The 21,149-nt window shown below is 39.6% G+C and carries 20 protein-coding genes; 16 read left to right on the top strand and 4 right to left on the bottom strand.

What is annotated here, in order from left to right; all coding sequences use genetic code 11:
• Positions 1 to 15: 15 nt before the first annotated feature.
• Both VJ09_RS08545 and VJ09_RS08540 read right to left on the bottom strand, forming a co-directional pair.
• The gene (locus tag VJ09_RS08545; RefSeq protein ID WP_187118691.1) at positions 16 to 939 is read right to left on the bottom strand and encodes a mechanosensitive ion channel family protein; all 924 of its coding nucleotides are present in this window, start codon (positions 937 to 939) and stop codon (positions 16 to 18) included.
• Between the two features lie 10 nt (positions 940 to 949).
• Positions 950 to 1,939 carry a metal-dependent hydrolase gene (locus tag VJ09_RS08540; RefSeq protein WP_044641094.1) on the bottom strand — a complete coding sequence of 330 codons (990 nt, stop codon included), beginning with the start codon at positions 1,937 to 1,939 and terminating at the stop codon, positions 950 to 952.
• Between the two features lie 44 nt (positions 1,940 to 1,983).
• Between VJ09_RS08540 and VJ09_RS08535 the strand changes: the two genes are divergently transcribed.
• The 3 genes from VJ09_RS08535 to VJ09_RS18835 all read left to right on the top strand — a co-directional run bounded on the left by VJ09_RS08535 (position 1,984) and on the right by VJ09_RS18835 (position 5,133).
• Positions 1,984 to 2,292: a hypothetical protein gene (locus VJ09_RS08535; RefSeq protein ID WP_044641093.1), complete on the top strand. Its 309-nt coding sequence runs from the start codon at positions 1,984 to 1,986 to the stop codon at positions 2,290 to 2,292.
• 104 nt (positions 2,293 to 2,396) lie between these two features.
• Positions 2,397 to 3,503, top strand: a complete 1,107-nt coding sequence (mutY, locus tag VJ09_RS08530) for an A/G-specific adenine glycosylase (protein WP_044641092.1) — start codon at positions 2,397 to 2,399, stop codon at positions 3,501 to 3,503.
• Positions 3,504 to 3,516: 13 nt separating this feature from the next.
• Complete coding sequence (locus VJ09_RS18835) at positions 3,517 to 5,133, top strand: VanW family protein (protein ID WP_052807303.1); 1,617 nt, start codon at positions 3,517 to 3,519, stop codon at positions 5,131 to 5,133.
• A gap of 84 nt (positions 5,134 to 5,217) precedes the next feature.
• Here the strand turns inward: VJ09_RS18835 and VJ09_RS08520 are convergent, their stop codons facing one another.
• Positions 5,218 to 5,448: a hypothetical protein gene (locus tag VJ09_RS08520; RefSeq protein WP_044641091.1), complete on the bottom strand. Its 231-nt coding sequence runs from the start codon at positions 5,446 to 5,448 to the stop codon at positions 5,218 to 5,220.
• A gap of 131 nt (positions 5,449 to 5,579) precedes the next feature.
• Between VJ09_RS08520 and uvsE the strand changes: the two genes are divergently transcribed.
• The 12 genes from uvsE (at position 5,580) to VJ09_RS08460 (ending at position 18,376) form a co-directional block, all read left to right on the top strand.
• On the top strand, positions 5,580 to 6,542 hold the full coding sequence (gene uvsE / locus VJ09_RS08515; RefSeq protein ID WP_044641090.1) for a UV DNA damage repair endonuclease UvsE: 963 nt from the start codon (positions 5,580 to 5,582) through the stop codon (positions 6,540 to 6,542).
• A gap of 125 nt (positions 6,543 to 6,667) precedes the next feature.
• A complete protein-coding gene (locus VJ09_RS08510; protein WP_044641089.1) occupies positions 6,668 to 7,099 on the top strand; it encodes a GNAT family N-acetyltransferase in 432 nt (143 codons plus the stop codon).
• Positions 7,100 to 7,207: 108 nt separating this feature from the next.
• Entirely contained in the window at positions 7,208 to 8,473 is a 1,266-nt protein-coding gene (locus tag VJ09_RS08505) for a S8 family peptidase (RefSeq protein ID WP_052807302.1), read from the top strand.
• Between the two features lie 649 nt (positions 8,474 to 9,122).
• On the top strand, positions 9,123 to 9,650 hold the full coding sequence (gene lepB, locus VJ09_RS08500; RefSeq protein WP_044641088.1) for a signal peptidase I: 528 nt from the start codon (positions 9,123 to 9,125) through the stop codon (positions 9,648 to 9,650).
• A 225-nt stretch (positions 9,651 to 9,875) separates the two neighbouring features.
• Complete coding sequence (gene codY, locus VJ09_RS08495; protein WP_044641087.1) at positions 9,876 to 10,655, top strand: GTP-sensing pleiotropic transcriptional regulator CodY; 780 nt, start codon at positions 9,876 to 9,878, stop codon at positions 10,653 to 10,655.
• A gap of 177 nt (positions 10,656 to 10,832) precedes the next feature.
• On the top strand, positions 10,833 to 12,608 hold the full coding sequence (locus VJ09_RS08490; protein ID WP_044641086.1) for an ABC transporter ATP-binding protein: 1,776 nt from the start codon (positions 10,833 to 10,835) through the stop codon (positions 12,606 to 12,608).
• 14 nt (positions 12,609 to 12,622) lie between these two features.
• The gene (locus tag VJ09_RS08485; RefSeq protein WP_052807301.1) at positions 12,623 to 13,036 is read left to right on the top strand and encodes an ATP-binding protein; all 414 of its coding nucleotides are present in this window, start codon (positions 12,623 to 12,625) and stop codon (positions 13,034 to 13,036) included.
• 414 nt (positions 13,037 to 13,450) lie between these two features.
• A complete protein-coding gene (gene cyoE, locus VJ09_RS08480) occupies positions 13,451 to 14,398 on the top strand; it encodes a heme o synthase (RefSeq protein ID WP_044641085.1) in 948 nt (315 codons plus the stop codon).
• A gap of 42 nt (positions 14,399 to 14,440) precedes the next feature.
• On the top strand, positions 14,441 to 15,445 hold the full coding sequence (gene coxB / locus VJ09_RS08475; RefSeq protein WP_044641084.1) for a cytochrome c oxidase subunit II: 1,005 nt from the start codon (positions 14,441 to 14,443) through the stop codon (positions 15,443 to 15,445).
• Positions 15,446 to 15,534: 89 nt separating this feature from the next.
• Complete coding sequence (ctaD, locus tag VJ09_RS08470; protein WP_044641716.1) at positions 15,535 to 17,406, top strand: cytochrome c oxidase subunit I; 1,872 nt, start codon at positions 15,535 to 15,537, stop codon at positions 17,404 to 17,406.
• On the top strand, positions 17,406 to 18,056 hold the full coding sequence (locus VJ09_RS08465; protein WP_044641083.1) for a cytochrome (ubi)quinol oxidase subunit III: 651 nt from the start codon (positions 17,406 to 17,408) through the stop codon (positions 18,054 to 18,056). Before ctaD ends, VJ09_RS08465 begins: the two co-directional genes overlap by 1 nt.
• 2 nt (positions 18,057 to 18,058) lie before the next feature.
• Positions 18,059 to 18,376 (top strand): cytochrome C oxidase subunit IV family protein, encoded by a 318-nt coding sequence (locus tag VJ09_RS08460; protein ID WP_044641082.1) that lies wholly within the window; start codon positions 18,059 to 18,061, stop codon positions 18,374 to 18,376.
• A gap of 62 nt (positions 18,377 to 18,438) precedes the next feature.
• On the opposite strand, the gene asnB is transcribed toward VJ09_RS08460, so the two are convergent.
• On the bottom strand, positions 18,439 to 20,292 hold the full coding sequence (gene asnB / locus VJ09_RS08455; protein WP_044641081.1) for an asparagine synthase (glutamine-hydrolyzing): 1,854 nt from the start codon (positions 20,290 to 20,292) through the stop codon (positions 18,439 to 18,441).
• 366 nt (positions 20,293 to 20,658) lie between these two features.
• On the opposite strand from asnB, the gene VJ09_RS08450 reads away from it, so the two are divergent.
• The gene (locus VJ09_RS08450) at positions 20,659 to 21,018 is read left to right on the top strand and encodes a hypothetical protein (RefSeq protein ID WP_044641080.1); all 360 of its coding nucleotides are present in this window, start codon (positions 20,659 to 20,661) and stop codon (positions 21,016 to 21,018) included.
• Positions 21,019 to 21,149: the final 131 nt, after the last annotated feature.

The raw sequence follows: 21,149 nt of genomic DNA, 5'->3' as shown, positions 1-21,149 counted from the left end.
GAGGAGCGGGTTTTTTTATGGATGTGTAGTTTGAAGATGTTTCATCTCATCCGGACTTGAGATAACACTGCGAGGATAAGCGATCGAGATACCTTGGCGGTGAAGAATGAGAACCGCTTGCTTTCTCATTTCGCGCTCAATGCTCCAAAACTCAGTTGGCTTACTCAGAGCATGAATAGTAAAGTGAACTCCAAGAGAGTCGATATTGGTGATTCCCACTACGGATGGACGCTCGTATAATTCTTTTTCATATTTCTCGTATACTTTATCACAAGCGTCTTCTAGAGCTTGATTGGCGATGTCCAGATCCGATTCATATGGTACCGTAATTTTCACAATCGCTCTCATTTTTTCTCGGTTATAGTTGGTTACTTGGGTGATGGTTCCATTTGGGAGGTAGTGAAGACGCTGATTATATTCCCGGATCTTCGTGACTCGAAGACCTACCTCTTCTACGGTACCGTTGATCTGACTGTTAATCTCTACGGTATCACCCACCTCTAACTGTCGCTCGAAGATGAGGAAGAATCCAGTGATAACATCTTTTACTAAACTTTGTGCACCAAATCCGATGGCTAGACCCAAAATCCCAGCACCAGCAAGTACTGGACCGAGATTGATCCCTAATTTGGCTAAGATCGTAAGCATGGAGATAAAGTAAATCACGTAATGGGCAACTGATTTGATCAATTTCTGTAGTGTTTGGGCTTTGTTATTTTCTTGTTTGCCAAAGGAAAAGGCTCGATCAACTAAATTATTTACCAATCGTACGGCAAAATAAGTTAATAGTGCGATCAGGAGAATTTCACCTATTGGAAAGACCAAGTATTGCAGTGGATTTTCAATGATCTTCTGAAACAGGTTACTGGAATTAGTCCATAAATCTCCAAATACAGAAGGGGGTTGGCTACTAGATTCCTCTAAAAACTGTTGAAACAATACATTCACCTCAACTACTAAGAGATAATTTTGCATCTTCTATTCTTTGACACATCTGCTGATGACTCATCCATCCAACAAAACAATGCTCCACTTCTAATTTGGAATTTAGCAGTGCTACCGCAAAACAGGGATAGCGTTTTTTGTGTAAATAGCGGATATCAAACCATCTTACTTCATATCCTGCTCCATTTTGAACCACTTCTGCATAACCATAACTAGAAAATGATAGAAATGCAGAAACAGCTGGAGCGGACTCGGATTTTTTGCAAATAGGATGAGTTCGAGACGTGAATATTTGTTTTTTCTTCCAACTAAATTGTGTACCATGTAATGTGCCTAAACGAACCTCATTTCCTTCCTCTACCAAGACATACCATTTGTTCCAATGGATAGTTGGTAAGACGGTGTGTCGAGTGGCCGTAGGTACTAGTTTTTTTATCAATTGTAATTTTTGATAATGGGCTAGGCAACGCCAACTCAAGTAAAGAAAGAATAGCAAGTAGATATCTAGAAATAAAGGTCCAGGTGGAACTATATGAAGCCACCAAAGTATGATACCAAGTACATGAATGCCAAACAAAAACGGGTCAAAGATGTGAAGAACGTGTAAATGAATCCAACGTTTAGACAAAGGTCTGATTGCTTGTGTGCCATAGCTGTTAAAAATGTCTACAAACACATGGAACCAAACTGCAAGTGTCGTCCATCCAATGAGGGAGAGATTACTTGCTTCGGGGTACCACCATCCCAGTACAAGACTAATAAGTGCCGGCCAAAGGAGCAGCATCGGCAACGAATGGGTCCAACCACGGTGATTTCGAATGTAGGTATTGTTTCCGCGTAAACGATAAAGGGTATCAATATCGGGAATCTGGGAACCAATGAGTGTCCCGATGAATACAGCTTGTGCAGTGGCAGGATCAGAGGCAACAGAAGGATCCAAATGTGCAAGACCAAATAAACCAAATCCCATCATCAAATGGGTACCTGTATCCAAGGAGGATCACCCTCTTTCGTTTTTTTAAAAAGGAGACTAAGAATATGAAACAAGCTTCGTATACTATTTTTATGGAATATCGCGTTAAAAGTGAGAAGTGGGAAACATTTCAGGCATTCGTCTCTCAAGTGAAAGAGCAAACGAGTCAAATCTCCCCGCATTTGCAACATAAAATGCTAATAAGTGAGCAACAACCACGACAGATCATTGAAGTGATCGAAACAGATCAAAAAGATCTCATCGAAATGATACGGAAACTTCGAAAAGAAGAGAACTCTTTTCTACAAAGTCTAGATTCTCATATTGATGGGGGAAGGTCAAAGCTAAAGTTCTGGGTATTTCGTGGTTTTTAAAAAACTGATACATTATGTTCAAACGTTATGAGAAAAGCATTTGTATACTAAAGAGTAACGGGTTTAAGAAAGAAAGGCAATCGAAGAATATGGAAGGATTGGACATGGAAACAGGCAAACCACTGATATCACAAGAGAGAATAACAGCATTTCAACAAGACTTACTAGTATGGTACCAGCAAAACAAAAGAGATTTGCCTTGGAGAAAAGATCAAGATCCTTATAAAGTCTGGGTTTCGGAAATCATGTTGCAACAGACGAAAGTTGCTACTGTAGTCCCGTATTTTGAACGATTTATGAAAAAATTCCCGACTTTGACTGATCTGGCAAACGCAGACGAACAAGAAGTTCTAAAGCAATGGGAAGGACTTGGCTACTATTCCCGAGCGAGAAACCTGCACCAAGCAGTCCAAGAAGTTCGAGATGAATATGGAAGTAAAGTACCTGATCAACCAGAAAAGATTGAGAAGTTACGGGGGATTGGACCTTATACCAAAGGAGCGATCCTAAGTATTGCCTTTGACCAAAAGCAACCAGCAGTTGATGGCAATGTGATGAGAGTTTTCTCTCGTTGGTTTGAGCTATATCAAGATATTGCTCTTCCTCGGACAAGAGTGTTAATGGAACAGTACGCGATGGAGGTGATCCCAGAAACCAATCCTGGGGATTTTAACCAAGCGTTAATGGAACTTGGAGCTACGATATGTACTCCTACTTCACCTAGCTGTCTGCTTTGTCCAGTTCAACACGTTTGCCAAGCCAATCAAGAGGGTGTGCAAGAAGATTTACCAGTCAAGAAAAAAAGTAAACCTCCGAAAGAGACAGAAGTACTTTTTCTGGCGATTCATGCTGACGGAGAAATTCTTTTAGAAAAAAGACCAGATACAGGTTTGTTAGCAGGCTTATGGTCTTTGCCTACAATAGAAAAAACTTCAGAACCATTTGTTGATGAATTGATCCAAGAATATTGCCAAGGTTTTCCTTCTTCTTTTACAATAAAAGGGGAGATCACGAATTTTGAACATATCTTTAGTCATCGACATTGGAAAATTAAAGTTATAGAAGTGGAATTAGCAGATAAACCAAATTCATTAGCTGATTCATATCAATTTTGTTCCCATCACTCCATACAACAGATTGCTTTTGCCAATGTATATGCTAAGGCAATCCAACAGATCAAAGCAAATACAGGGTTACTATTAGTGCCTTAGAGGAGAGAGATCGTTGGAAGAGAAAAAAGGTGTTCCAAGAGATCAAAATCAAGATAACACTAAAAACCAGCAAGATCCATTGGTTACTGGTGAGACAAACACGTGGTTATTTGATGTAGAAGATCTAAATCGGTTAGCGGAAGAAGAGGAGAGTAATCCTTCACGCAAAGCTACATTTTCATTTCAACCAAACCCTTCAACTGAAGATATTGCTGAAACGATAAAGAAGCAAGATGTTACTTCCAATCCGCCTAGTATGGTTACGAAAACAGCTCCTCGCCCTCCAGAAATGGGGGTGGTTTCGGGAGAGTTATCTGAAGACATAAAAGATGGGAAACAAACAGTATCCCCAGAAAAGAAGGAAAAACCAGAACCGGTTGTAACATTCTCCACAATAGACTCTAAAACAACGGTAGATCTTGCTGAAGAACCATTAAACCCAGTATCAGAAGAGGTTGGTTCGTCACAATCTACAGATGAAAATGAAGTAGCTGTTCCTGAAGAACAATCGATCTTAACACCCAAGCCTGCTTCGTCACAATCTACAGCTGAAATAGCAGCAGCTGTTCCTGAGATTGAGAATACGTTTACTAGGTTGGAAAAAGAGAAGAAACATGACATGCGAATGCAAACACGTCGCAAACGTTTTGTTCTAGTATTGTCTACAATTGTCATAATTTTAGGTGCGATCGGTTTCTTTTCTTACGATTGGTCTAAAGTATCAGGTGAAACAATCTTTGGGCAGTCGAAAAAGTTGATATTGGAGTTGGATGGAAAAGAGTTTGAAACTGATTTAACGAAGATGGGTTATGACGGGAAAGATCTTAAAACCATCAATGAGACACAATTAAGACAATGGCTGGATTCAGTAAAGAAACAAGTAGATGTTCCTGCAGTGAATGCGAAAGCAACAAAGGTAGATGGTACGATTCAACCAGAAAAAGTGGGTCGTTACATGGATACCAAACAAGTAAACGAGTGGTTGAAGGATATCCCTTCCTTGATCAATAAACCTAGACAGATCCCAATCATTGTAGTTCAACCAACAATCACCACAGAAGATATCAAGAATGTACAGAAAAAGTTGGCTGGTAGTTATACGACCAAATTTGATGGTAAAAATGAGAATCGTACGACCAACATTCGTCTATCGTCTGAAGCAATAGATGGGCTGATTTTAATGCCTGGAGAAGAGTTTTCCTTTAATAAAGTAGTAGGAGAACGAACAGCTAAAAGAGGCTATAAAGAAGCAGGAATTATCGTGAAAGGTGAGTTTAGCGAAGGAATTGGGGGAGGAATCTGTCAAGTTTCCTCGACACTTTATAACAGTGTAGATGAAGCTGGGCTAAAAATAACACGTCGTTATTCCCATAGCGCCACCGTAACCTATGTTCCAAAAGGTCGAGATGCTACAGTGTCATGGGGTGGTCCGGATTTTCGCTTTCAAAACAATCTAGATAAGCCGATTATGATTCGGATCGTACTTGGAACGAATAGTATAACAGTCAAAACTTACACCGTACCTAGTGCTAAAGTTCAAAAGAAAAAAGTCGAACCGGCACCACAAACTTTTGTCGAGATGCAAGTAGACCCTACAACGCCGACAGATAAACTCCCTACATCAGAATAAGTCCGAAAAATGTTTTATGAAATTATACAAGAAAAAGCCGCCTAACTATATATATGGCGGCTTTTTAAAGCGTTATGAATGATTTTACACATTTTCATCTAACCAATAATTTTTCTTGTAATGATGATCGGTTAGATTTTGAAGTCCACCACGTTTTTCAATTTCTTTAATCATATCTACGTGAAGACTGGTTCCTTCTTGATTTATATAAGGTGCCAACTGAGACATCATGTAGTGGTGATAAGATAATTCTTCTAAATTCCACTCAGAGAGAGTTGTCATCTTTAACTCATCTAAATTTCTACCAGCATACATCCAAAATACCTCCTATCTTGTATGATGAAACGATCAATCATTCCAAAAAAGGGTATAGATATATTGTGTAAAAGAGAGCTTGTTTTCATGCTATTAAAATCTCACGGACATACTAGTAGTGGTGATGTCTAGTGATAGTGAGATTTGGTTTTGTGGCGATGAGTTTATATGTGAAAAATGCTTCTGTATCCAAAACGATGACGCTCAAATCATTTAAAGCGATATCGGATCCCAATGCAGCTCGAAAAAAAATATATCGTATCGGCTTAGAAAATCTGCAAAATACGAAGCGTATCTTGTATCATGCCATAGGTAGTGGCATTCAATTTTATCGATTCTCCAGTCGGTTAGTTCCACTAGCTGGACACGATGTTGTAAAAGGTATTAATTATATCAAGATGCTGCAAAAGGAATTTGCAGAGATCGGAGAAGTGGTACGTCAAAATGAGATGAGAGTTGGATTTCATCCCGATCATTTCACGGTACTCAGTTCTCCTAAACCAGAAGTAATCCGGTATTCCGCTGGAGATTTGGCTCGACATGTACGGATGCTACAATATATGGGACTTGATTCGAGTTATAAATGCAACATTCATGTTGGTGGTACGTATGGAGATAAAGAGAAAGCTGGCGCTCGATTTATAGAAAATTTTCGGAGACTTGATCCCAAAATCCAAGCTCATATTTGTTTAGAAAATGACGACAAAACATTTACAGCAAAAGAAACACTAGCAATTGCAAAAGAAGTGGGAGTACCGATGGTATTAGACCTTCATCATCACCGTTGTAATAACGAGGGTGAATCACTAGTTGAAATTTTTCAAGAGGCTGTATCCACTTGGAAAAAAGAAAAGTTTCCTCCTAAAATTCATTTAAGCAGTCCTAAGGGGGAAACCAATATACGAAGTCATGCCGATTTTGTAAATCCAGATGATATCGTTCCCTTTCTACAAATAGCCAAACAACAAATAGATCGACTCGATGTGATGATTGAGGCAAAGAAAAAAGATGAGGCACTTTTTCAGCTTATGTTGGAATTAGAGAAGTTGCCTGGAATAGAACGGGTTTCAGAATCTTCCTTGAAACTTGTTTAAACAAAGTAATTTCTTATTTTCCCAAACCAAAAATTTCAAATACCGTTTTGGTTCGTTTTTGTTTAAAATTGTTTTGTTATGCTTATATAAAGAGATTATGGGGATATGATGAAGGGAGAAAATCTATGCAATTACGTTCCTTCCGTTTATCAGATGTTCACGATGTGATGAATATCTGGCATTTAAATGCTGAACAAGAGAGCGAGAAAGAGACTCTAGCTGGGATGTCCGAACAGTTAATGAGGGATCCACAACTAGTTGTGGTAGCTGAATCGGATGAAGGAGCAGTTGTTGGTGCAATCGTTGGTAGTGTGGATGGGGAAAGTGGTTTTTATTATTGTTTAGCAGTCCATCCTGACTATCAACATAAAAAAGTGGGCTCCCAACTGGTCAATGCATTAGAAGAGAGATTAAGAGAGCGTGGAGCTACCCAACTCTTTGTCACGGTAGACGATGGAACAAAAAAGTTAACCCCCTTCTATAAGAAGATGGGTATTAAAGGTTATACTTCTGCTAAAAACGAAAAAGATCTCATAATATCCAATTGTTCTTTTTGAGTAACATAATCTAGAGGAGCTGTTAGAGACGTTATCTTATATTAGTTTCTAACAGTTTTTCTTACTCTTTTCTTCATATTGTGATAAAAAGAAAGGGGGATATCGATAGTGTGGTCCTCCAAAAGATGGTTAGAGAAACGCAAAGAAAAGTTGTCGCAAGATTTACAGAGCGTACTCATGGGGCGTGGTGCGAAAGATCAGTTGCATCCAGTGCTTTGGCAATATCGACAACCCCCTAACTCATCCTTAATCAGAAAAGTTGAAAAGTTACAAAAAAAGTCAGATACACTTTCTTTGTATGGTACCATTCCGTTTCTGCAAGCAAGTTATGGTCTACTTCCCTACCATGCGATCCAATCTCTATCAGAAGAACCCCTTATTGCCAAAATTTATTTAGATCGCCAAGTTCGGATTCATACTAGCTCTTCTGAACAAGAAAAGCACCCACGTCTTTCCCAATGGATGATATCGGATCATTTACTCTCATCCGATCTATCAGGAAAAGGAATTACCATTGCTGTCTTGGATACAGGAGTAGCGGAACATCCTGATCTAACTCAGCCTACCAACCGCTTAAAAGAGTTTGTCGATTTTGTTCATCATAAGAAAAATCCTTATGATGACCAAGGACACGGGACTCATTGTGCAGGTACAATTGCCGGAAATGGATATTGCTCAGCTGGAAAGTATCGGGGAATAGCCAAAGAGGCTCAAATCGTCGGAGTAAAGGTGTTAGATCAATACGGGGGTGGGAAGTTATCTACTGTGATCAGAGGAATTGAGTGGTGCGTACAGAAAAAGGAAGAGCTCCAGATACGCATCCTTTCTTTATCACTTGGATGCCCTGTTTTAGAACCATATTACTTAGACCCCTTGGCCCAAGCAGTTCAAAAGGCTTGGTATAGCGGTCTTTTGGTGGTTTGTTCAGCAGGAAATGAAGGCCCCGGTCTTCGTACTATTTGCACTCCAGGTCAGGAACCATCTGTGCTTACAGTAGGTGCGCTACAAAAGAACTCTGATGAATGGGAGGTTGCTGACTTTTCAAGTAGGGGGCCTACCATTGACGATATAGCCAAGCCTGAGCTATATGCTCCAGGAGTTAATATCATCTCCTTATACTTTCCTAACCTTTACCAAACGTTTTTATCCATTGATCAGTTAGTAGATGAAGATTACATCCGTCTGTCAGGCACCTCTATGGCTTCTGCTGCCTGCGCTGGCATTGCTGCAATTTTAATGGAAATTGCTCCTAGTTGGACAAATCAAGAGATAAAACAAGTTATGCTTCAAACAGCAGATAAACAAAATGAGGAGATTCCCATGGTTTCTCTTTCGAAAGCATTACAGCGCATTAAGAAAATGCAGTCTATTTAGTTAGAAATATCTCAATATCAGTGTTATCGTCCTATATTTCCTTTGGATTATAAAAAAATGATTCACTTAGCTTAACTAAATTCTGAGTTTTATGTTTTATAATCTTCAACTATTGGCAATAAAGGAGATAGGGACTTATTGCAACGACTCTCCTGATCCAAAATGAATTTTCGGATGACAAAGTAAATTGCTATTGTCCGATGATTGGATCTAACAACCTAATAAGAAAATGCTTTATTTTACCAGTTTTAAGGTTTTTTAAAAAGGAGATTTATAAGATGTTGCAAACTACTGTACAAAGGTAGTAGAATCAGAAGGTTCCGTCTGAATTTACCCTCATCTCCCATTTGCCTCTTTTTTAGGTATGTTTGGTGTAAAGTGGTAAAAATGAGAGTATCATTTTACTTAAATAGAAATCGCCCTTTCTTTTGAAAAAAAAGAAAGTTGCATACTAGAATATGTAGAATGTTGAAACAGATGTTTGGGTAAGATGAGAAAGCAATAGATCAGTGTGTTTTAAAATGCCATTTTTTCTTTAGATCCAACCAACAAGTAGAGATTCGAAGAGCGCCTGTGACCTAACAACTCGGAATTTTGGTATCATCGTTTCTTTTTCCAATGTCAAGTAAACTTGTTGGAGTGGTGGAATATGGCATTAGGTTATCGTAAATGGGTCAACTGGACGGTTCTGATTCTCTTTTCAGTTGTCCTAGCCTTTTGTGTAAGTCGTTTTGGGGTGGCTTTGTCGGTAGTAAATGGAACATCTATGCAACCGACTTTACATAATGGTGACCGTTTACTGATCAACAAATTTAAGTTCACCTTACAAGTTCCACAAAGAGGTGAAGTCGTTACCTTTCAAGACCCACATAACCAAAATCGGTATTTGGTAAAACGAGTGGTAGGCATACCTGGTGATCAGATCGAGATTCGGGATGGAAAGCTTTTCCGAAATGGGAAAGAGATTCACGAGCCTTATATTGACACCCCTATTGAAGATGGGAACTATGGACCGATTACAGTAGTTCCAGGTACTGTCTTTGTAATGGGTGACAATCGCCATCGCTACGCAAGCCGAGATAGCCGCTATGACAGTGTGGGACTTGTACCCATAAAACTGGTTGATGGGAAAGTAGAATTTATTTTGTGGAGACCTTCATTAGCCGCTTTTTTATAAAAAATGGCTATGCAACAATTGGAAATCTACTTAATAGTCGAAAACTGTTCAAAAAAGGTTTCTGAAAATCAAAATTCTATGCCGCATAATAGAAAAAGTACCCAATCTAAAATAGCTTCCCCATCTGTTTTATGTGGAACGATACTTTTCGCACAGTAATTGGTATAAGCCATTTACGCAGAAAAGTTCGGATACAATACAAAGAATACCCTAGGAGGATCAATCATGGATTTACTTAGTAAAACACGTAAAATTTCACGGATTCTGCAAAAAAATGTGGGGCACCATCTAGTAGATTTTGATGAGGTAGCACAAGCTCTATGCGATGTGATCTCTTCGAACATCTACGTAGTCAATCCGGATGGAAAAATGCTCGGAATGGCGATTAACCATGAGTTCGAAGATGAACGCATGCAAAGCTATCTAAGCGCTCGTGAATTTCCGGGTGAGTACGCTCGCCGTTTGATGGAAGTAGAAGCAACGATGCCAAACTTGGAAATCGACAGTCCTTATACCGCTTATCCAAGTGATCTAAAAGAGTCTTTTCCAAATGGCTACACTACTATTGTACCGATCATCGGTGGTGGGGACCGTTTAGGAACATTGGTTCTTTCTCGTATGAATGACAAATTCGTAGATGATGATCTCATTTTGGGAGAATACGGTGCAACGGTTGTTGGGATGGAAGTGCTTCGTGAACGTGCGGGTCAAGTGGAAGACGAGGCAAGAAGTCGTGCGGTAGTTCAACTTGCGATTAATTCTCTGTCATTCAGTGAATTAGAAGCTGCCGAACATATCTTCAATGAACTTGATGGTATGGAAGGTTTGCTTGTTGCTAGTAAGATTGCAGATCGGGTTGGAATCACTCGTTCTGTTATCGTAAACGCACTTCGAAAATTGGAAAGTGCTGGTGTAGTAGAGTCTCGCTCCCTCGGAATGAAAGGAACCTACATTAAAATCCTAAATCCGAAATTGCTCCCAGCTCTGGAAAAAGCTCGTCATTAATCGTAACTATCAGTCATATTGTACACGCCTTGCTACATATCTTAGTAGCGAGGCGTTTTTTGTTACATTCTTCCTTTGTTTTATTCCATACGGTATATTCTTTTAAGATGATTGCTTGGAATTTTGTTATAATAAGACTACTAGTTGGTATTTAAGTTTGTTAAAGGATGAACATAGATGGACAGTATTCGCCGTTATCTGCACTTCGTAAAACCTTATACCAAGCAAATTATATGGACGATGTTGGTAGGGGTAGTTAAATTTGGTATACCTTTGTTATTACCTCTCCTGTTGAAATATGTAGTAGACGATCTTCTCTTAGGAAAAATGCCAGTCGAGGAGAAATGGAATCAGCTAGTGTGGATTACGCTCGCTGCCTTTTTTTTGTTCTCCGTTGTTCGCTATCCCGTCGAGTACTATCGTCAATACTATGCACAATGGACAGCAAGTAGGGTTTTGTTTGATCTACGTAATCGTTTGTTCGATCATATTCAGAAGCTTTCGCTGCAATTCTATCAAAACCAAAAGGTAGGACAGATTATCTCTCGGGTTATTAATGACGTGGAGCAGACAAAAGAATTCGTAGTAACTGGTATGATGAACATCTGGTTAGATTTGTTTACTCTTTCTATCGCACTTGTATTTATGATAAATCTCGATATTCAAATGACCTTGATTTCGCTTGCGATCGTACCGCTATATGCTATATCAGTGAAATATTTTTTTCAGCGACTTCGATTCAATACGAGAGCAAGATCCCAGGCTCTAGCGGAATTACAAGGACATTTGCATGAGCGAGTACAAGGGATCTCTGTTATTCGTGCCTTCCATTTGGAAGAACATGAGCAAAAATTATTCGAACAACAAAATAGAAAATTTCTAGACAAAGCATTTAATCATGCTAATTGGACTGCGAAAACATTTGCTACAGTAAATACTATTACCGATTTGGCGCCTATCTTGGTAATCTTTGCATCTGCTTACTTTGTGATTCATGGACAACTGACTATTGGAGAGATGACCGCTTTTTATGGATACTTGGCTCTTATCTATTCTCCAGTTCGTCGATTAGTCAATTCCTCCACTACCTTGACACAAGCTCATGCATCCATGGATCGAGTTTTTGAATTCCTAGATGAATCTTATGACATAGTAGACCGTCCAAATGCAATTGCGATAGAATCAGTGAAAGGAAAAATTGATTTTGAGGAAGTAGTTTTTCGTTATACTGAAGATCAAGAAAATACTCTCAATAGAGTCTCATTCTCTGTATTGCCAGGTCAGACCATTGCGTTAGTAGGACCAAGTGGTGGTGGTAAGTCATCACTGGTCTCGTTGATTCCGCGATTTTATGATGTGTATACTGGTACCATTACCATAGATGGTCTGGATATCCGCGATATGACGTTACTTAGTCTACGTCAACAGATAGGAATCGTATTGCAGGATAACATTTTATTTAGCGGATCAGTCGAGGAAAATATACGGCTTGGTAAAACGGATGCCACACCAGAAGAGGTAGAGAGTGCTGCAATCGCTGCCAATGCACATGATTTTATAAGAGAATTACCAAAAGGCTACCATACGGAGATTGGGGAAAGAGGAGTAAAACTATCTGGTGGTCAAAAACAGCGGATAGCACTTGCTAGAGTTTTTTTAAAAAATCCGCAGATTTTGATCTTAGATGAGGCTACTTCTGCGCTTGATTTGCATTCAGAACATTATGTTCAGGAGTCTCTAGACAGACTAGCGAAAGATCGGACTACACTTATCGTGGCTCATCGCCTGTCAACTATTACCCATGCGGATCAAATCCTATACTTAGAGGATGGTCAAATAAAGGAAAATGGTACACACGAAGAGTTAATGCAACAAAAAGGTGCCTACTATAATTTGTTCCAAGTCCAACATTTACAAGGCAAAGAGAGTGATGAAGTAAGTGCTATCACGTAGGAGGTGAAGCGTTAGTGCTAACAAGCTTTCGCATTAAGTACGAATGGGAAATTGTACATATGCGGAGTGAGGTTCGGGAACTTGCGAGAACAATAGGATTTGATGAAGTGGATCAGGCTCGGATTGTTCAGTCGCTCTCGGAGCTAGCTCGAAACGTAATTCAACATGCTGACGAAGGTATTATAGAAGTGGAGCAAATAGAAACAGAGGAGAAAAGAGGACTTCGATTTATTGTGCGGGATCTCGGACCTGGCATCGAGAATCTAACTGAATTTATGATGCATATGAAAAATAAATCAATTGGTGAGACATCCGGTTTACAACAAGTCCAACTTTTGATGGATGAACTAACGATTCATAAGTTAGAACAAGGTACGTCAGTGGAAGTCACAAAATGGCTAAAACAAGTTCCGTTAGGAAGTGAATAATAGGTAAAAACGGCACATATCCATAAGATGGTGTCGTTTTTTTGTTGGTTTGTTGCATGATAGAGTAATCAAATTTACAAGAGAAATATGCTGAAAATTTTCCGACAATAAGTGTATTTATAGAATTGATCATATAATGTTCACAAATATGTCATCGGTTTTCCATTCTCTTCAGTAGACTAGGAATCAAGGGAACGTAATGGAAAATATATTTTTTCTGTTGTAGATAGTAATTTTCCTTGTTTCCGCTTGATGAACCTTTCAAGGGTCCACTTGCACGTTCTATGGCTATCTACTAAAATGGGGATGTTATGTTTCCAAACTTATGCTTTTCACCATCAGTCGGTAAAGCATCTATGTATGGAATGTTTTTGAGAAAACGAAAACCGTTTTGTAGGAAGGGAGGTTGGTTTTATGAATCGACCCGGGGAAAGAGTGATGGCCTCTCAATCTTATCTCGAGATGGAGAAGGCTACTTGGCGTGATTATGTGGATATTACGAAGCCAGGGATTATTAAATCAAACCTTTTAGCTACTTTTACTGGCTACTTTGTTGCAGCTGGTTTAGAAGGATTTGATTGGTTAGTATTATTCCACACGTTATTAGGTACTGCCTTTTTGATTGCGGGTGGATGTGCACTAAATAACTTTTATGATCGAGATATTGATCCGAAGATGGAGCGTACACAGACTCGCGCAGTAGCGGAAGGACGGATTCGTCCAGTTATTGCGATGTGGTATGGAATTCTCCTTACTACATTAGGCTTTGCTTTGCTTTTTGTAGGAGTCAATGCTAGGACTGCTGGAATTGGCTTTGCTGGTTTTGTTGCTTATGTGTTTGTTTACACGATGTGGTTTAAGCGTAAAAGTATCTGGAATACCATTGTTGGTGGTATTTCAGGAGCGGTTCCACCTATGATAGGTTGGGTTGCTGTCACCAACTCAGTCGATCTCACTGCATGGGCATTATTTCTCATATTGTTCATGTGGCAACCGCCTCACTTCTATGCGCTGGCTATTCGCCGTGCAGATGAATACCGCAATGCGGGTGTTCCAATGTTGCCGGTAGTAAAAGGAAACGGTGCAACCAAAAGACAAACGTTCCTATTCACGATTTTGTTAGTTGTTTCATCTCTAATCCCATTTTGGACAGAGGCTCTTGGCTGGTTTTACTTGGTAGCTGCGCTGGCACTTGGTATCCCTTACATTGTGCTCGCATGGAAGTGGTTCTATACCCCAGCTAATCAAGAAATGAATGCAGCGAAAAAGATGTTTGTCTTCTCGCTGATCTATTTGACTGTAATGCTAGCAGTAATGAATATCGACGTACTCATTCGTGGTTTAGGGGAGTTTCTGTTCTAAAGTTTGGATTTGGTTGCAACAGAAAGTGAGGTTTGATGATCGGTGAGACAACGTTGGTGGCAGTTTCTTCTCGTCTCTACCCTTGCGTCTCTAGTTCTTTCTGGTTGTAGCGGAGACCCTACGCTCAACGTACTAGATCCGCAAGGGACGGCAGGAGAAAAATCGTTAAATCTAATTTATATTAGCTTTTTGTTGATGATGGGTGTTTTTGCCGTTGTTATTACGATTTTTGTTTATGTATTAATCAAGTTCCGCAAGCGTAAAGGAAAAGACGTGATGCCAGAACAAGTTCATGGTAGCACAAAGTTGGAGATTATTTGGACTGTTATCCCGATTGCCATTTTAGCAGCACTAGCAGTTCCGACTGTTCGTTATACATTTGATCTGGCTGAAAAGCCTACTGGAAGTGATGTAGTCAATATTAATGTGACGGGACATCAGTACTGGTGGGAATTTGAATACCCAGATGAAGGATTTACGACTGCTCAAGAGATGGTAATTCCAGTAGGGAAGAAAGTTCACTTGACCATTAACGGGAAAGATGTACTTCATTCTTTCTGGGTACCAGCACTTGCAGGGAAAGTCGATGTTGTTCCTGGTAAAGTAAATACCATGTGGCTCGATGCGAAAAAACCTGGTTTTTATCAAGGGAAATGTGCAGAGTTATGTGGAGCAGGACATGCATTGATGGATTTCCGTGTATATGCGAAATCGGAAGCAGATTATGAGAAATGGCTTTCGACGATGAAGAGTTCACCAGCAGATGTACAGACCGCTTCTGCTTCTGTACAAGAAGGAGAAAAACTGTTCAAGCAAAATTGCTTGGCATGTCATGCTGGACAAAACCCGAGTTATGAAGCACCAAATCTAACTAAATTTGGTACTAGAACCAGTATTGCTGGTATAAAAGAAATGAACCGTGAAAATCTAAAAAGCTGGTTGAAAGATCCAGCAGCTATTAAACCAGGTACTAAAATGCCTAGTTTTGATTACCTAAATGAGCAAGAACTGAACTCTTTGATGGATTATCTAGAGAGTCGTAAATAGCATATTAACTGATGCAAGCTTAAGAGCAAGGAGGGAGTACCTTGGGGACCCTTATTGTCTTATTAGTCCTCGCCGTATTTCTATTGGCGATTTTTACAGGGGGATACGATAGCCGATTCCTTACCCGTGTTCGACACTCTAAGGTATGGGATTGGTGTACTACCGTTGACCATAAAAAAATTGGAATACTCTATTTTGTGACTGGTTTCCTCTTTTTCCTAATTGGCGGAATTGAAGCTGCATTCATGCGTTTGCAGCTATTCTACCCAGGAAATGACCTTTTTGTTGGAGATATATTTAACCAGCTTCTTACCATGCATGGAACGACCATGATTTTCTTGGCTGCGATGCCGATGATCTTTGGTTTGATGAACGTGATCATCCCATTACAAATTGGGGCACGTGATGTAGCTTTTCCATTCCTTAACGCACTAGGTTATTGGCTGTTCACTTTTGGTGGTCTGCTACTTAATCTTAGCTGGATCTTTGGTGGAGCACCTGATGCTGGTTGGACATCTTATACAGCACTTGCGTTAAATGATTACAGTCCTGGTCCTGGTGTGGACTATTATGTGTTAGGTCTACAGATTTCGGGGATTGGTACCTTAATTGGTGGTATTAACTTCTTAGTTACGATCATAAATATGAGAGCTCCTGGAATGACATTCTTGCGCATGCCGATGTTTACCTGGACCTCGTTTGTCACTTCAGCACTGATCTTGTTTGCATTCCCAGCGCTGACGGTTGGTTTATTACTACTGATGTTTGACCGCCTTTTTGGAGCCAATTTCTTTGATTTTGCCATGGGTGGAAGCTCTGTACTCTGGCAGCATCTGTTCTGGATCTTTGGTCACCCAGAGGTTTATATCGTAATTCTCCCAGCTTTTGGAATCATGTCTGAAGTAATCAGTACATTCTCCAAAAAGCGTCTATTTGGATATAACTCAATGGTTTTTGCGACCGTCTTGATCGGTTTCTTAGGATTTATGGTATGGGTTCACCATATGTTTACGGTTGGACTTGGACCAGTATCTAACTCTGTTTTTGCGATTGCAACTATGACGATCGCAGTTCCGACAGGGATCAAAGTCTTTAACTGGCTCTTTACGATGTGGGGTGGAGAAATCCGTTTTACCACACCGATGTTATGGGCAATTGGATTTATCCCTACCTTCGTTTTAGGTGGAATGACTGGTGTTATGCTAGCGCTTCCTCCAGCTGACTTCCAATACCAAGACAGCTATTTTGTAGTAGCTCACTTTCACTATGTGTTAGTAGGTGGTACAGTATTTGGATTGTTTGCAGGAGCGTATTATTGGTGGCCTAAGATGTTCGGAAACATGTTAAATGAAACTCTTGGAAAATGGCATTTCTGGCTCTTTTTCTTCGGTTTCCATCTTACATTCTTCCCGCAACATTTCTTAGGACTATTCGGAATGCCACGTCGGGTATTTACATACCAAGCCAATGTAGGATTGGAAACGATTAACCAGATCAGTACCATTGGAGTAATTGGTATGGCGGTAGGTACAATACTCTTTATGATTAACATAGGAAAGTCGCTTTATAGTAAAGAAAGAGTAGGAAATGATCCATGGGAAGTAGGCCGTACTCTTGAGTGGGCTATTTCGTCTCCGCCACCGGAGTATAACTTCCTACAAACACCAAAAGTTCGTGGTTATGATGCTTTATGGGTGGAGAAAGAGGCTGGGAATAATAATGTATCACCTGCAGAACCAGTAGGTCCGATTCATATGCCTTCTTCATCCTATATTCCACTGTTAATGTCGATCGGTTTCTTTGTTTCAGGTTATGGCTTTATCGTAAGAGGATTCGAAATTGGAGTATTTGGGCTTCTCATTGTATTTGCGGCAATGTTCTTACGCTCGTTTGAGTATGACCAAGGCTACCATATTCATCCTGAAGAATTAGACGATAACGGGAAGGAGGCGAAGGCATAATGGCACATCATCCAGTCAATCCAGCAGATGGTCATCTAGAGACGGCTACTCTTGATGGAAAGAACAAAGTGCTCGGTTTTTGGCTCTTCCTAGGGGCAGAAACAGTGCTGTTCGCCTGCTTATTTGGAACGTATTTGGCGCTTTGGGGAGGTCATGAAGACTTTATCCAAAAGATGCTGGCAGAAAATCCAAATTTGCATATCCCGACCGCAGATGAGCTCTTTCAGATGCCACTTGTAGCAGTAGCGACTGCACTCTTGTTAACTTCCAGTTTGACTAGTGTGCTAGCAATGGGCGCCATGAATGCTGGTAAACAAAAGGTAATGCAGTTTTGGCTTGCTGTTACCTTAATCCTTGGACTTGCATTCCTAGGTTTGGAAATCTACGAGTTCTACCATTATGTTCATGAAGGTCATACCATTATGAGCAGTGCATTTGGTTCTGCTTTCTATACATTGGTAGGTACACACGGAGCCCACGTTACCTTTGGTATCATTTGGATCTTCACACTGATGTTGCAAACAGCAAAGCGTGGAATCAATACGGAAACTGCACCAAAATTGTTTGTAAGTACCTTGTACTGGCACTTTATTGATGTTGTGTGGGTCTTCATTTTCAGCTTGGTATACCTGCTAGGAAAGGTGGGCTAACCATGACGATGGATGAAAAACCAGTAACGAACACAGGAAAAGCAAAATCCGGTACGGTAAAACATCTTCTATCCTTTGCGGTCATGATCGTCTTGACTGTCGCAGCATTCTATCTAGTAGCGGTAGATGTGGTACCAAAAAGTTGGATCTTACCATTACTACTGGTATTTGCCCTAATTCAAGTCCTGTTGCAGTTCTTTACTTTTATGCATCTGGATCAAAAAGGATCATTGATGTATGTGATCTTTATCTTCTCTGGGCTCCTCATTGCGGTTGTCTCAGCAGTTGGGATGGTCTTGATGGAGTTTAGTATGAATTAGGTTCAAAACGAAAAAAGCACTCTCGATTCCGAAACAATCGAAGAGTGCTTTTTTGTATGTTTTTATACTGAACCTATAATAAAAGTACGATACCATTGTGAGAAAATGATAATATTCCATAGTTTCCGACTGTAATCGGCAATTCCGTTTTTGTGGTCTTCAAGCATTTGATGTACGACATCTTGATTTACAAATGGTTTGATAGCAGGGTCAAAGAGAATTTCTCTGGCATGGTCATAGATTTCATTTCGTAACCATACACGAATTGGGACAGGGAATCCGAGTTTTTTACGAGAGAAGATCTCTTTTGGGACCAAACGATGCATTGCTTCACGTAATACATATTTAGTCGTTCCATTTGCGATTTTGTATTTAGTAGGGATCCGTCTTGCTAGATCAAATACTTTGGTATCTACAAAGGGAACACGCAATTCTAGAGAGTGAGCCATTGTCATTTTATCTGCTTTCACGAGAATATCTCCTGGTAGCCATGTATGGATGTCTAGATATTGCATTTTTGTCTCATCATCATGTTGTTGGACACGATCATAGATTGGGCGTGTGACAGACCATGGATCTTGATATTCTAGTCCACGCATCTCTTCTCCTAAGATACCCTGTTTGGATATCTCATCATAGATCAGCGCATTACCAAAAAAGCGTTCTTCTACTGTTTTGGATCCACGCATAAGATAGTTACGACCTTTAACTCCTTGTGGAATCAGTTTGGACAGTGTGCGAATGGCACCACGGGTATTTTTAGAAAGTCCAGAGAACATCCGTAGTGATGTAGGCTCACGATAAATATTATATCCACCAAAAAATTCGTCTGCGCCTTCTCCGGATACTACTACTTTGACTTGTTTACTTGCTAAGCGTGCTACAAAATAAAGAGGGAAAGCTGCTGGATCTGCTACAGGATCATCCATATGCCAGACAATTTTAGGAAGCTCGTCCATAAACTCTTTATAATTGATATCTAATTCATGGTGATCAGTACCAAAGAAGGTTGCTGTTCTTCTGGCAACATCTAATTCACTATATCCATTCATATCAAATCCAACAGAAAACGTTTTCACCTGACTGAATTGACTCATTAATCCAACCGTTGTGGTAGAATCAATTCCTCCAGATAAAAAGGCTCCTACTGGAACATCTGCAATCTGGTGTGCTTTTACAGAATCCTGTAAAGTATTTCGGATCTCTTCTACAAAATATTCGAAAGGTTTCTCTTGTTCTGGGCTAAAATCTGCTTGCCAATATGGTTCCATTTTGAGTGTATCTGCTGTTAAGTAGAAGGAATGACCAGCTGGTAGTTTATGAATATCTTGATACATGGTTTCAGGATCTGGGACATATTGAAACGTCAAAAAGTGATAATAACTTTGTGCCTTTACTTTACGAAGGCTAGGATCAAGGTGGAGAATACTCTTAATTTCCGATCCAAAAGCATAACCATGACATGTCTTGGCATAATACAGCGGTTTGATACCAAAATGGTCACGAGCTCCAAAGAAAGCATTCTTTTTCCGATCCCATATTACAAAGGAGAACATTCCACGAAGGTATTTCGGGGTATCTTTTCCGACTTCTTCATAAAGATGCAAAATGGTTTCGGTATCAGCATTGGTCTTAAATTGATGTCCTTTTGAGAGCAACCATTCACGTAACTCTTGAAAATTGTAAATTTCCCCATTAAATGTAATCCATAGGGAATCATCTTCATTAGACATCGGTTGACGACCATGCGCTAGGTCAATGATACTTAGTCGGCAAAAACCCAAGGCAGCCGCACCATCGAGGTAAATATCGGTATCATCTGGACCACGGTGATGGATCATTTGTAGACTGTCTTGTAGAATTTCTTTAGCGATGGGTTGTCCGTTTTGGGAAAACACCGACAAATAACCGCACATAATAAATCCTCCTCATCTGATAGACAAATTCATTATAGCGAAATGTTTTTTAAAAAAATACAATTATTTATTTTGTTCAAATAATCTAAATGGATATTTTACCAATATAATAAGAATTGCCCTTTTTAATAAACCTTTGTGAAGGATGGAAAGCAGGATATCTTTTTTCAGTTAGCGAAATGATAGAATAGGTTTCCTAACAATAGTAGCTTACTCACCTACTAATAATCGATTTAGAAAGTGATTCTCTAATTGATCTCCAAGATGTTCCTAATTTTACCAGGTGCCATAAGTTCAAGACATGTACATTTTGAAAAGACCATCGGTCGATTGTAACTATACTTTGTTTGGAGTGAAGGAAGTAGCATGATTACTGAGAAACGGATGTCAGATGATATTCTAAATAGAGAAGAACATTCAGGAAAAGAAGAAATGGCCAAGCAAGTAGTGAAAATAGTTTTACAAGACATAAGAAGAATGAGTGGCTCTGGCGAAAAAAAAGCGATAGAGTTACAATTATTAGAGTTTAAATTAAAAGAGTTTATCTCTGATGAGGTTTATCAGGAACTGACAGATTTGATTGAAGAATATTTTCAGATGATTCAACAAAAGAAACTATTGGAATTGGAGATAGTTAAATTACGCTCTCATGTAGGAGAGATAGATGTTCAAATGATTCGGATCATTTCTAAAAAGGAACAAGCAATCCTTTCTAGTAGTCTTTAATAAAAAAAGGAGACAAGTACGCTAAAAGGTACATGTCTCCTTTTTATTGATCTTTTGCTCAATGGAAGTGTGTCCTCATTTCGATTGATGATTAGAGAACAATTGCCTGTAAGAATCCAGTTAGATTCAAT

Source organism: Risungbinella massiliensis (assembly GCF_000942395.1).
Classification (GTDB): Bacteria; Bacillota; Bacilli; order Thermoactinomycetales; family Thermoactinomycetaceae; genus Risungbinella; species Risungbinella massiliensis.
The sequence above is the reverse complement of the archived record's forward strand: the minus strand, read 5'-3'. Positions and strand labels throughout refer to the sequence as shown.